General features: G+C 50.9%; 11 protein-coding genes. 9 read left to right on the plus strand and 2 right to left on the minus strand.

The features are described from left to right. The first annotated feature begins 68 nt into the window (after positions 1 to 68). The gene (locus NST44_RS09415) at positions 69 to 944 is read left to right on the plus strand and encodes a cation diffusion facilitator family transporter (protein ID WP_040739873.1); all 876 of its coding nucleotides are present in this window, start codon (positions 69 to 71) and stop codon (positions 942 to 944) included. Positions 945 to 1,130: 186 nt separating this feature from the next. Here the strand turns inward: NST44_RS09415 and NST44_RS09420 are convergent, their stop codons facing one another. After that, entirely contained in the window at positions 1,131 to 1,466 is a 336-nt protein-coding gene (locus tag NST44_RS09420; RefSeq protein ID WP_028405767.1) for a hypothetical protein, read from the minus strand. Positions 1,467 to 1,656: 190 nt separating this feature from the next. Between NST44_RS09420 and NST44_RS09425 the strand changes: the two genes are divergently transcribed. The 3 genes from NST44_RS09425 to NST44_RS09435 all read left to right on the plus strand — a co-directional run bounded on the left by NST44_RS09425 (position 1,657) and on the right by NST44_RS09435 (position 4,486). Continuing rightward, positions 1,657 to 2,235 carry a hypothetical protein gene (locus NST44_RS09425; protein ID WP_144870055.1) on the plus strand — a complete coding sequence of 193 codons (579 nt, stop codon included), beginning with the start codon at positions 1,657 to 1,659 and terminating at the stop codon, positions 2,233 to 2,235. A 249-nt stretch (positions 2,236 to 2,484) separates the two neighbouring features. Next, positions 2,485 to 2,934: a MarR family winged helix-turn-helix transcriptional regulator gene (locus tag NST44_RS09430; RefSeq protein WP_007131684.1), complete on the plus strand. Its 450-nt coding sequence runs from the start codon at positions 2,485 to 2,487 to the stop codon at positions 2,932 to 2,934. A 49-nt stretch (positions 2,935 to 2,983) separates the two neighbouring features. Beyond that, positions 2,984 to 4,486, plus strand: a complete 1,503-nt coding sequence (locus NST44_RS09435; RefSeq protein ID WP_144870100.1) for a DHA2 family efflux MFS transporter permease subunit — start codon at positions 2,984 to 2,986, stop codon at positions 4,484 to 4,486. A 144-nt stretch (positions 4,487 to 4,630) separates the two neighbouring features. Here the strand turns inward: NST44_RS09435 and NST44_RS09440 are convergent, their stop codons facing one another. Beyond that, positions 4,631 to 4,795 carry a DUF1328 domain-containing protein gene (locus NST44_RS09440; protein ID WP_007131682.1) on the minus strand — a complete coding sequence of 55 codons (165 nt, stop codon included), beginning with the start codon at positions 4,793 to 4,795 and terminating at the stop codon, positions 4,631 to 4,633. 299 nt (positions 4,796 to 5,094) lie between these two features. On the opposite strand from NST44_RS09440, the gene NST44_RS09445 reads away from it, so the two are divergent. From NST44_RS09445 to NST44_RS09465, 5 genes are all read left to right on the plus strand, one after another. Beyond that, entirely contained in the window at positions 5,095 to 5,622 is a 528-nt protein-coding gene (locus NST44_RS09445; RefSeq protein WP_007131681.1) for a DUF948 domain-containing protein, read from the plus strand. 65 nt (positions 5,623 to 5,687) lie between these two features. Beyond that, positions 5,688 to 6,209 (plus strand): hypothetical protein, encoded by a 522-nt coding sequence (locus NST44_RS09450; RefSeq protein WP_144870059.1) that lies wholly within the window; start codon positions 5,688 to 5,690, stop codon positions 6,207 to 6,209. A gap of 91 nt (positions 6,210 to 6,300) precedes the next feature. Continuing rightward, positions 6,301 to 6,645, plus strand: coding sequence for a general stress protein (locus NST44_RS09455; RefSeq protein ID WP_007131679.1), 345 nt, complete (start codon positions 6,301 to 6,303; stop codon positions 6,643 to 6,645). Positions 6,646 to 6,904: 259 nt separating this feature from the next. Continuing rightward, positions 6,905 to 8,080, plus strand: a complete 1,176-nt coding sequence (locus tag NST44_RS09460) for a SpoIIE family protein phosphatase (RefSeq protein ID WP_007131678.1) — start codon at positions 6,905 to 6,907, stop codon at positions 8,078 to 8,080. Beyond that, the gene (locus NST44_RS09465; RefSeq protein WP_213617151.1) at positions 8,077 to 11,736 is read left to right on the plus strand and encodes a response regulator; all 3,660 of its coding nucleotides are present in this window, start codon (positions 8,077 to 8,079) and stop codon (positions 11,734 to 11,736) included. Before NST44_RS09460 ends, NST44_RS09465 begins: the two co-directional genes overlap by 4 nt. Positions 11,737 to 11,785 lie beyond the last annotated feature (49 nt).

Genomic DNA, 11,785 nt, shown 5'->3' on the forward strand with positions numbered 1-11,785 from the left:
GAATATGGATAGGATCAAGAGGTTCGCTTCATGCTGCCTTGTTAAGCTGAGTTAAAGGAGAGACGCGCATCGTGGATGTCTATGAGAATATAAAAAAGGGGGAGCGCGGGGCATGGGTCAGCATCGGGGCATACCTGGCGCTCTCGGCATTTAAAGTTGTAGGCGGCAGCGTATTTGCCTCCAGCGCTTTGCTTGCCGACGGCTTTAACAATATGACGGACATTGTAGCTTCGGCAGCCGTATTAATCGGCCTGCGCATCTCCCGAAAGCCGCCCGATTCCGACCATGCTTACGGGCATTTAAGAGCCGAAACGGTCGCTGCACTGATCGCATCATTTATCATGGCGTTTGTCGGAATTCAGGTGCTGGTTGAGGCGGGGCGGTCTTTTTTTGAAGGGGTCAAGCAAATCCCGAATGTATGGTCTGCGGGCGTGGCTTGCATTTCCGCGATCGTGATGCTGGGTGTGTACCGGTATAACCGGAATCTCGCCCGGCGCATAAACAATCAGGCCTTAATGGCTGCGGCCAAGGATAATTTATCGGATGCATTGGTCAGCGTGGGGGCGGCGGTAGGCATCATCGGCTCACAGTTCGGTCTCCCTTGGCTTGACACGGCCGCTGCAATTGCGGTAGGTTTGCTCATATGCCGGACAGCCTGGGGGATATTTAAAGAGTCGACCCACAATTTGACCGATGGCTTCGACGAAAGCCGCCTGTCCGATCTGCGGGCTACGATTGCTAGCACCCCCGGCGTGGAAGGGATCAAGGATATGAAGGCGAGAATCCATGGCAACCGGGTCCTGGTGGATATCGTTATTGAGGTAGATCCTCATATCAGCGTTCTCGAGGGGCATCGGATCAGCGACCGGATCGAGGAAAGAATGGAGAAAGTCCATGACATCATGAGCGTGCACATCCATGTGGAGCCCAAGGGAACTGGATGACCGTGTCCTGAAGCGAATCATAAGCATAAAACGCAAAGAAACCGTTCTGTTATGTAATGCGGGTAAAGGACCCAGCCATTGACGAATGAACGGTTTCTTTTATGCGCTTAATACTTTATTGCTTAGCAAGCAAAAACAGACTTACTAAAAATTATGTGTTTAATAGAGCAGCTCAGCGGCTTTAGATTAATCGACGTAAATCCAAGCGGTACCGAGCCAGGTATAAATTTCAACCCATTCTCCACCGCGAGCGTCTTCAAAGCGATTGCCGGTTGTATCGACTTTTTGCGGTGCCAAAGCGCCGACTTTTTTGCCGTTAGGCGCGTTATAGAAGTAGGTAACCTTGGTCAGCTCATGCATTGGCGTTGGGTTCAGGACCACTTCGTCAGGCTTAATGATCGGCTCTTCCGTATTGTTGTACGTTGCGTTTGTAACCGTTCCGGTGATCGGATCTGCGCTGGCAACGGCTGTAAGGGACAGGGCCAGAGCAAGTGCTGCGGTAATGCCTAAAGTTTTTTTCATCAATAAACTTCCTCCTTGGGACCGTAGAATGATTTGACAAAAACGTAATACCACAATCTGGATAACTTGAATCACTAAATTGTGGATCTTTTCGCTCAAAAAGTGACAAGCCTGTCTTCTTCATATATACTTTGAGACGAAAGAAGCCTATTATACAGCGATATTTTTACTTCGTAAAGGGGGGACTGCGATGGCGCGCCGAAAAAAAAGAGCCGGTCGATTTTTCCTGGTCATCCTGATCCTTTTGCTTGTCGTAGCCGGTGCTGCCGTCTGGTTTGTATATCCTACCCAGACTCTTGATTTAAAGTACCGCACCGTAGATTTCAAGGAAAAGCTGATGACGATGGTTTCGGACCGGGACACCCGCATGAAGCTGAGTATTGAGGAAGTATCGCAGCTTAGCAAAAAGAATTTGGTCAAATATATGAATACCCATGACTTGGGCGTTGAAATTACAGGGGCCGATTTTCAAATGAACGGCACCGTGATGACAGCACAAATGAACGGCCGGTATGGCGTGCTGCCCTTTGGTGCTGTTTTGAAATTTCAAATGTCGGCAAGAGGAAGCCATCTCATCCTGAATCACCAATCCACGACAATCCGGGGCGTCGAGGTGCCTCAAAAGGTGTTCATGCTGGAACCGATTGAAATCTCGATCAAGGATTATCTGCCGGATTTGGTAACCGTTAAGGATGTTAAGTTTTTATCTGACGGACTGGAGCTGAATTTTTCGCTCGATTGGATGTCCATACCGTCGCTGTTTAAGTAAGCGGATAGGCGAAAGACCCAGAAATCGAATCCATATTCGATTCTTCTGGGTCTTTTTTGATGTCAGGAATTTTTCAGAAAAACCAAGAAAATTTAATATGTAAAGATTGACACGAGTATTTTCGCCTACTATAATCATTAATTGTTTAACAAAAAATCTTTTAGTACTAAAGTATTTAGAGAGCCGTGTTTCGAGAGACCCCGGGCTCTAAATCAATCGGTGCTGGATGGTAAAGGAGCGGGCGGGACGATGCCGATTCGGAATGAAATCCTGGAGTTGGAGATGTTATTCAAGAAGATGCTTCGGACGATTCAGAATGAATGGCAGAAGGAAGGCTTCCCTAAACTAGGCAGGACGCAATATACGGCTTTGGAAAAACTTCATGAGCAGGGCCCCCTTCGGTTGTCGGATTTGGCCGATTCGATTCATGTTACTTGCGGGGCCGTGACCGGTATCTCGGACAAATTGATTGATGGCGGATTTGCCCGCCGTGTTCGGGATCAGGTGGATCGCAGAGTCGTGCATCTTGAAATTACCGAGCAGGGCAGTGAGCTGATTACCCAGCTATCCAAGAAGCGGAATGAATTGAGCGAGATGTTGTACGGTTTTTTGACGGATGAAGAAATTAAGCAGCTCGGCTGCTTGTACCGAAAGATAACAGCGAACATTGAGCATATCCAAGGTAAGCTGTCCACATAGAAAAATCCGTAGTTGTGCAAACTTACTTAAGAAAGAGAGTGAAGCGATGATGAGTACCCATACTGCGGTTCGCCCCGGCGAACCTGTTAAGAAAGGGCCAATTATAGCAGCCCTGATGATCGGCGCTTTCGTCGCCATCCTGAATCAGACCCTAATGAACGTTGCTCTGCCCAGCATCATGGAGAATCTGGCCATTAAGCCGACGGTTGCCCAGTGGCTGACAACCGGCTTTATGCTCGTAAACGGCGTTCTTATTCCTGTAACGGCTTATTTGATCGCGCGTTTTTCGACGAGGCAATTATTTATAAGCGCGATGCTTCTGTTTACGATTGGGACATTGGTCTGTGCTATCAGTCCGAATTTCGCATCCCTGTTGACCGGACGTCTTGTCCAGGCTGCAGGTGCAGGCATTCTTATGCCGCTGATGACAGTTGTGTTCCTGAACATCTTCCCGGTGGAGAACCGGGGCAAAGCGATGGGCATGATGGGTATCGCGATGATCTTTGCGCCTGCAATCGGTCCGACGCTCTCCGGCTACATCGTGGAGCATTACGATTGGCGCGTTCTGTTCTATATGATCCTTCCGTTCTCGGTGATCGCTACGCTGATCGGTATTTTCTTCCTGAAAAATGTCACGGAAGTCAGCCGGCCAAAGCTGGATATGCTTGCCGTCATTCTGTCGACGCTCGGGTTCGGCGGCCTGTTGTACGGCTTCAGTGATGCTGGCAATGACGGATGGTCAAGCACGCCGGTCATTTCGACGCTTGCCGTCGGTACGGTTGCGCTAATCCTGTTCGTGTGGCGCGAGCTTAAGGTCAAGGATCCGATGCTCGAGTTCCGAATCTTCAGATACAATATGTTCACGCTGACCACTCTCATTAACGTCATTGTTACGATGGCCATGTACGCCGGTATGATTCTGCTGCCGATTTATTTGCAGCAAATCCGCGGCTTCACTCCGGTTGAATCCGGATTGCTCATGCTTCCGGGAGCGATCCTGATGGGCATTATGTCCCCGATTACCGGCGCGATCTTCGACCGGGTCGGAGCGAAGTGGCTTGCCGTAATCGGCCTTGCCATCACGGTCATAACGACTTGGGAGTTCAGCAATCTAAGCGAAACGATGTCCTACGGTATGATCATGATCATCTATACGGCCCGTATGTTCGGCATGTCGATGCTGATGATGCCAATCCAGACCGCCGGACTGAACCAGCTGCCACGCAGCCTGAACGCGCACGGAACGGCCATGTCCAACACGCTCCGTATGATTTCCGGCTCGATCGGTACAGCCATTCTCGTAACGGTCATGTCTACGCAAGCTCAAAGCCATGGCGAGGCTTTGATGAAGACCGGTACGTTCGATCCGAATAACCAGGCGGATCTTCTTCGCCTGAGCCATGAGTCTACGATATATGGCATTAACTACGCCTTCGTCATTGCGACTTGGATCGCTGTCGCCTCGCTTATTCTGGCCTTCTTCATTAAGAAGACGAAGCCGGCGAAAGAGCCTGCCCCTTCGGGAACCAAGGAAGCGGCAACGACGGTGTAATGGAACATTACCAGATAACGAACTAAAAACGGGTGTCCCCCCTGCAGCATGGCCGCAGGGGGGACACCCGTTTCTTTTTGTGCAGAGGAGGAGGTTGCCGTTCCTCTTTATGTCTAAGCTGTAAGCAAAGAGCTTCTGATATCACTACATGCTTCGTCTGCGTCCGGTAAATAGAGTAATGATAAACAGGACGACGAAGATGAAGAACAGCACCTTCGCGATGCTGGCGGCAGCTTCTACGATGCCGAAGAAGCCGAAGATTCCTGCGATCAGCGCAATAATCAGAAAGATTACGGACCATTTCAACATAAGGATTCACCCTGCTTTCTGAATTGATTTTTGGAACAGTTTGAAGCAGTCGGATATGGTTCCTTTAGGGTGCCGGCAAGCCGAATATCCGGACCGGCTGGAATCTGACGTGGATCGTCTCTATGCGGCACCCCGCCTTCGTAGTGTTCTTTAACCGCGGCGATCCGAGCTGAAACAAGGCTGCTTGGCCGTATCCCGTGAATAAAGGTGCAGCTGGCCGGAGCTTGTTTCGCGGGCTGAGGGATAGGGTAACTATTGCGTAACCAAAACCAACATACGGGAAGGAGAGGTCGTACATCATGCTAACCCAAATCAGTGTTGCGATCATTGCTGTTGCTTTCGCGGTCCTGGTCGTTTATCTGATCAAGACGTTGAAGGCAGCGACCCAATCGCTCGAAAAAGTAACCCAAACCCTTCAGGAGGTTCGAACCACGATTGACGAATTGAGCTATGAAGTTAAACAGACGATCCGCAACACCAATGATATAACGGTCGATGTTCAGCACAAAATGAAGCAGATCGACCCGGTCATGGACACCGTTCGTAATCTGGGAGAAGCGCTGAGCGAGGTAACCTATGCGGTTAAACAGATATCCGCCGGCATGGTCAGCCGTTTCAAGCAGGCCCGGCTTGAGAAGAAGCAGCCGGTGGAAGCCGAGCAGCCGAAACATCTGCCTCTGACGGCCGAAGAACGTACGTTGCAATCCTATGACGCGGTATACCATCAGCAGGAGCAAAGCAAGCCGTCAAAGAGCCGGAATTGGCTCGCTTACGTAGATACTGCGATCGGGCTGTGGAACAGCTTCCGCCGCCAAAAAGCAAGATAAGCTGACGCTGATGTCAGGATGCCATTTTTACGTAAGCAGTTAAGCGGAAGAAAGGAGGAGGTCGCATGTGGAAGGTCATCGTCTTAGCAGCGGGACTTTTGATGTACTTGGGGGGTGAAGCGGGGAATCCTGCGAACACGGCAGGCATGTCCCCGGGGATCGTTCATGCCGCAGAAGCCGGGCAAGCACACAGCAGCGACAACTCTCCGCAGAGCTACGGATCGTTAAACGGCATAACCTTGACGGATCGCAAGCAGGACGTTATACGCAAGCTGGGAATGCCAGACCAGGTCAAGCGTGATGCTATAAGCGGAGTGACAGAGTTTCATTATAAAGATATGGAAGTCGGGATTCGACGTGGCTTGACCGAGTATGTTCATGTGAAGCCATCGGCCAAAAGCTTCCGGGTTGAGGACCGGTCGGTTGGAATGACTTCGGCACAGATCCGGACGGCGCTGGGCAAGCCGTACTTTAAAGCGGAGGACGGCGATGTATATTTGAACAACGGCCGTGCGCTGAAGGTATTTAAGAATCGTGAAACCGGACAAATAACCGGCGTTGATTTATTTTTCGATTATCTGGAGTAAAAGGTGTTTCAAAGCAGAGCGTTATGGTTAATAACCATTGGACTATAACCTATTATATCGAGTAAATCATCAAATAGGGGAGGTTTTCGTTATGGCATCAACAAATACGAAGTCTTATGCGAAAGTGGTGGAGAACGGGACGCTGGCCGTTCAGGAGGTTCAAAATCTGAGGCAGTCCGGTTATGATAACGACCGCATATATGTACTGGCTCATGATGCGAATCATACGGACCGGATTGCTGACGTATCGGATGCCAGCACGGTAGGTTTGAAGGAGGAAGGGGTAATCGATGCGGTGGCGAATTTCTTCCGCTCGCGCGGCGATGAACTGCGTGCCAAAATCGTATCCCTAGGATTTACGGAGGCGGAGGCGGCTTTCTATGAGAAGCAACTGGATCTTGGCAAAGTGCTTGTTGTTGCCAAAAGAGACGATTGACCTAAGCAGAAGCGGTGTCTGTGTTGATATTGAGGGAAGGCACAAGTATAGCGGGTCAAAGCATAGATAAGGAATGGGACTTTGAGAGGTCTCATTCCTTATCTGTGTTTTGCAAGAATACGTTATGGCCATCCGCTAGACGATGGAAATATCATGGAGAAGAGCCTTTTTCTTAGATGAGAGATTAGGATTATTCGTATAGTATACTAGTAGGAAAAATAGATTTCTTTCGTATCAGAGAGCGTTGAAGGAGAGGACAATGAGAATATTAATCGTGGACGACAATCCGACTAACGTCATTATTATTCGAGAGATCTTGAAGAAAGAGAAGTATCGGGACACGCTATCTGCATCTTCAGCGCTTGAAATGTTCGAGCATCTTGGCCTGGAAGATCACGGAAGGGCGAAGTGTCCCCGAAGAGCCGGGATTGACCTGATTCTGTTAGACATGATGATGCCGGAGATGGACGGAATCGAAGCTTGCCGTATTGTCCAGCAATACGATCATTTGAAAGATATACCCATTATTATGGTCACCGCCGTCGGCGATTCGAAGAAGCTTGCAGAGGCATTGGATGCCGGGGCCGTGGATTACGTGACCAAGCCGATCAATAAGGTAGAGCTCATGGCGCGTATTCGCCTCGCGCTTCGGCTGAAGCATGAGAAGGATTGGCATATTGAGAGAGAGCAGCGGGTCCAGGAGGAACTGAGGCTGGCGGCAAAGGTGCAGAACGCGGTGTTAAGCTCTCCGATTGAAGATGAATTGCTTGAAATTCACGCGCTATACCAGCCTTCGGCAGAGCTCGCCGGTGATTTATACGCGTGGTATCCGCTGGGAGATGGACGCTATGGCGTCATCCTGCTGGATATGATGGGGCATGGGATCACTTCGTCCCTCTTTTGCATGTTCATCGCTTCGGTCCTCAAGGACACGGTGACCACCTATGTTGAGCCGGAGAAGGTCATTCAGGAATTAAACCGCAGGTTCAACCAGCTGCATATCGAGGATCAATTGATCCAGTACTACTTCACGGCCATCTATCTGGTGGTGGATACCCGCCTGAAGCGGGTGGACTATGTAAACGCCGGTCATCCGCCCGCACTTTTCTTTGGGGAAGATGGAAGCGTCCAGACTCTGGATCAAGGCTGCTGCCCGGTCGGTCTGTTCGACCGGATTGACGAGATGGAGCCAAGAAGCCTTCATTACGAGGGCGACGGCCATTTGGTGTTGTACACGGACGGGATATTGGAACAGGTTCCGGGGGGGCATGACGAGAAGCTGGAAGATCTGAAGCAGCATTTGAGCGGCCCTCATCACTGGAGAGAGAACGAAGTCATGGAGCGCTATTTCGTCGACGATCCGTCCCAGGAACGTGAGGATGATAAATGTTTGGTCTGGATCACGCTTAGAGAGAGGGAGAGAACAGATTCATGAAACTTAGAAGCAAGTTAATTATCGGTTTTTCGACCTTGCTTGCCCTTATGCTCGTTCTTACATTGATCGGATATGACCGGGTCAGTTATATGAAGAGCCAGATGGATACGATATATGATGAGCGCTATGACAAGGTTCGGACTTCAAGCGCTCTTCGAGGTGAAGTCAATGACATGGCGCGTTTACTTACAAATGCGGTCATAAGCAATGATCAAGGCACCTTCTCCGTATCAAGGCAGCAGATCGAGACGATGACGGAGGAAGCATTCGAATATTTCAAGTCAATTAGTGGAACCGTCAATACCGCCGAGGAGCAGCAGCTCCTTACCCGGATTGATAAGGCGCTCAATGACTATATCGTGTATCAGAATAAAACGCTGGATCTGCTCTCGAAAGGCAGCTCGGCGGAGGCGAACACACTCCGCAACACCACGGGGCAGACCGTCCAGGAGGAGGCTCTTTCGAGCCTGAATGAGCTGAGTGCCTATCAAAATATGAAAATCTCCGACGATATTGCCGCCGCCCGGGCTGCCTATAACCGTTCGGTCCAAATCTTCATCTATATTATGGCAGGCGGGCTGCTGATCGGGCTTCTGGTTATAGCCTGGATCCTCCCAAGCATTACCCGAGGCATTAATGTGGTATCCATGATGCTGAAGAGCTTTGGGGAAGGCCGCCTGAAGGCGATCCGCCGCATCAAGGTAACGTCGAAGGATGAGTTTGGCGATGTGGCGCGCGTATTCAAGGAACTGTCCGATGACATTTTGGAGAAACAGCAAATTGAGCAATCCTATTTGCAGGCCCAGCAGGATCAATCCTGGATTAACTCGAACATGGCCAAAATGACGGAGCTGCTGCAGGGCATCCATTCGCTCGAAGAAGTCGGGCAGCGTTTCATTAGTGAATTTACGCCGGTGCTTGGCGCGCATTACGGCGCGATTTATATCCGCCAGGAGGACAAGCACCCCAACCGGTTGGAAATGAAAGGATCCTACGCGTACGAAGGAGATGGGGAGCCCAAGGATGCCTTCATGGTTGGAGAAGGGCTTGTCGGGCAGGCGGCGCTGGATAAGAAGCCGATTTTGCTGAATAGCCCGCCTGAAAGCTATATAAATATTCAATCGGCCTGGGGCGCCGCTAAACCAAGCTCCATTATGATTTACCCGCTGCTGTTCGAGGGTGAGGTGCTGGGGGTTGTGGAGCTGGCATCCTTTGAAGAGAGAACGGTGCTGCAGGAGCAGCTGATGTCCCAGCTTAGCGAGTCCCTCGGCATCATTCTGAATAATATTATGGGGCGTCTGCGGGTTGAACAGCTGCTTCGGGAATCCCAGGCGATGACGGAGGAGCTGCAGGTGCAATCCGAGGAGCTTCAGACCCAGCAGGAAGAGCTTCGCCGCACCAACGAAAATCTGGAGGAGCAGACGCAGGCCCTTAAGCGCTCGGAGGATTTGCTGCAGCGTCAGCAGGAAGAGCTGGAGCACTACAATACCGAGCTTGTAGCGAAGACGCGTGCGCTTGAAGAGCAAGTGCAGCAGGTCGAAGAGAAGAACTACGAAATCGAGAAGGCGCGCGAGCAGCTGGAGAAACAGGCGCAGCAGCTCGCAACGACAACGAAATACAAATCCGAGTTCATGGCGAATATGTCCCATGAGCTTCGAACGCCGCTGAACAGCTTGCTTATTCTCTCTCAGCTTCTGACCGAGAATAAGGAAGGAAATTTAAGCGAGAAACAGATCGAATATGCCCAGACGATCTATATGTCCGGCTCCGATCTGCTTAAGATGATCGATGAAATTTTGGACCTGTCCAAAGTCGACGCCGGCAAGATGGAGATCAATTACGAGGAGGTTCAGCTGCCGGAGATCGAAACCTTCGTGGAGCAGAACTTTGCAGCGGTTGCGGCCCGTAAGCAAATCGACCTTCATGTACGCTTCGGGGAACGAATCCCGGAATCCATCGTAACCGACGGACACCGGCTGAAGCAGATTCTACGCAATCTGTTGTCGAATGCATTTAAGTTTACGACGAGCGGTTCCGTGGAGTTGAAGGTGGAGCTGGCGGAGAAAGACCAGCTGCCGCCAAATCTGATTGCGGATGCCGACTATATTGCTTTCTCCGTGCAGGACACCGGAATCGGCATCCCGGCCGACAAGCAGGACTTGATCTTCGAAGCGTTCCAGCAGGTCGATGGCACGACAAGCCGCAAATATGGCGGTACCGGCCTGGGGCTGTCGATTAGCCGGGAGCTCTCACGGCTTCTTGGAGGCGGCATTGTGTTGGAATCGGCTGAGGGACAAGGAAGCTGCTTTACGCTGTTCCTGCCGACCCGCCTGCCTGAAGCAATCTCTCGGAGTAAGGGGGAGGCAGCGGCATCGATCGAGGCGCCAACGACCGAATTGGTAATGCCGAAAGCGAAGCTTGTAGCCAAAGAGGTTAGGCCAGCAGTCCAGGTTGACGACGACCGAACGAATTTAGGACCGACCGACAAGGTGCTCCTTATTATTGAGGATGATATCAAGTTTGCGAATATTTTGCTGGATATGGCCAGAGGCCGCGGCTTCAAAGGCTTGGTTGCCTTACAGGGCGACATCGGCCTGCAGATGGCCAAGTCGTATAAGCCGGATGCCATCATCCTAGATATCCAGCTTCCGGTCATCGACGGGTGGTCTGTCCTTGGCGAACTGAAGAGCTCGGCTGAGACCCGCCATATCCCGGTGCATGTCATTTCGGTCGTGGATGAAGTCAAGCAGGGGCTTATGATGGGCGCCATCGCTTATCTGAAGAAGCCATCGTCCCGTGAAGCGCTCGAGAACGCATTTACGCATATCGAATCGTATACGGAGAAATCGATGAAGCATCTGCTCATCGTCGAGGATAACGACGTTCAGCGCAATTCGATCATCGAGCTGATCGGCCACGATGACGTGTCCATAACGGCTGTATCCACAGGGGCCGAGGCGCTCAGCGAGCTGCGGAAGAAGCGATATGATTGCATGGTGCTGGATTTGATGCTGACGGATATGACGGGCTTTGAACTGCTGGATCAAATTCGTGACGACGAGGATCTGACGGATCTCCCGATCATTATATACACCGGTAAGGATCTGGATTCGAAGGAAGAATTGCAGCTCCGGAAATACGCAGAATCGATTATTATCAAGGATGTGAAGTCGCCTGAACGGCTTCTGGACGAAACAACGCTGTTCCTGCACCGGGTAGAGGCTGATCTGCCGGAGGACAAACGGAAAATATTGCAGAAGCTTCATAATAAGGAAGAGCTGTTTGAAGGCAAGAAGATTTTGCTCGTAGATGATGATATCCGGAATGTTTTTGCCCTCTCCAGCGTGCTTGAAGGATACAACATGGATGTGACGTTTGCCGAGAACGGCCGCGAAGCGATCGAGCTGCTTCAGGAGAATCCGGATTACGATCTGGTCTTGATGGATATGATGATGCCGGAGATGGATGGCTACGAAGCGATGCGCCGTCTGCGGGAAATGCCTGAGTTCGAGAAGCTCCCGATTATTGCCCTGACAGCTAAGGCGATGAAGGAGGATCGGGCGAAATGCATTGAGGCGGGAGCGTCCGATTATATGAAGAAGCCGATTCAAACCGAGCAGCTTCTGTCGTTGATGCGGGTTTGGCTGTATTCGTAAACGGCTTTTATGGGTAATGAACAAATAGCATAGAAGTCTGCGTTCAAAG

The sequence above is a fragment of the Paenibacillus sp. FSL W8-0919 genome, from assembly GCF_038003785.1.
GTDB classification, from domain to species: domain Bacteria; phylum Bacillota; class Bacilli; order Paenibacillales; family Paenibacillaceae; genus Paenibacillus_AQ; species Paenibacillus_AQ lactis.

Coding starts and splice junctions, on each gene's coding strand:
- NST44_RS09420 (WP_028405767.1), bottom strand. CDS start 1,466: ATGAAAAAAACTTTAGGCATTACCGCAGCACTTGCTCTGGCCCTGTCC.
- NST44_RS09425 (WP_144870055.1), top strand. CDS start 1,657: ATGGCGCGCCGAAAAAAAAGAGCCGGTCGATTTTTCCTGGTCATCCTG.
- NST44_RS09430 (WP_007131684.1), top strand. CDS start 2,485: ATGCCGATTCGGAATGAAATCCTGGAGTTGGAGATGTTATTCAAGAAG.
- NST44_RS09435 (WP_144870100.1), top strand. CDS start 2,984: ATGAGTACCCATACTGCGGTTCGCCCCGGCGAACCTGTTAAGAAAGGG.
- NST44_RS09440 (WP_007131682.1), bottom strand. CDS start 4,795: ATGTTGAAATGGTCCGTAATCTTTCTGATTATTGCGCTGATCGCAGGA.
- NST44_RS09445 (WP_007131681.1), top strand. CDS start 5,095: ATGCTAACCCAAATCAGTGTTGCGATCATTGCTGTTGCTTTCGCGGTC.
- NST44_RS09450 (WP_144870059.1), top strand. CDS start 5,688: ATGTGGAAGGTCATCGTCTTAGCAGCGGGACTTTTGATGTACTTGGGG.
- NST44_RS09455 (WP_007131679.1), top strand. CDS start 6,301: ATGGCATCAACAAATACGAAGTCTTATGCGAAAGTGGTGGAGAACGGG.
- NST44_RS09460 (WP_007131678.1), top strand. CDS start 6,905: ATGAGAATATTAATCGTGGACGACAATCCGACTAACGTCATTATTATT.
- NST44_RS09465 (WP_213617151.1), top strand. CDS start 8,077: ATGAAACTTAGAAGCAAGTTAATTATCGGTTTTTCGACCTTGCTTGCC.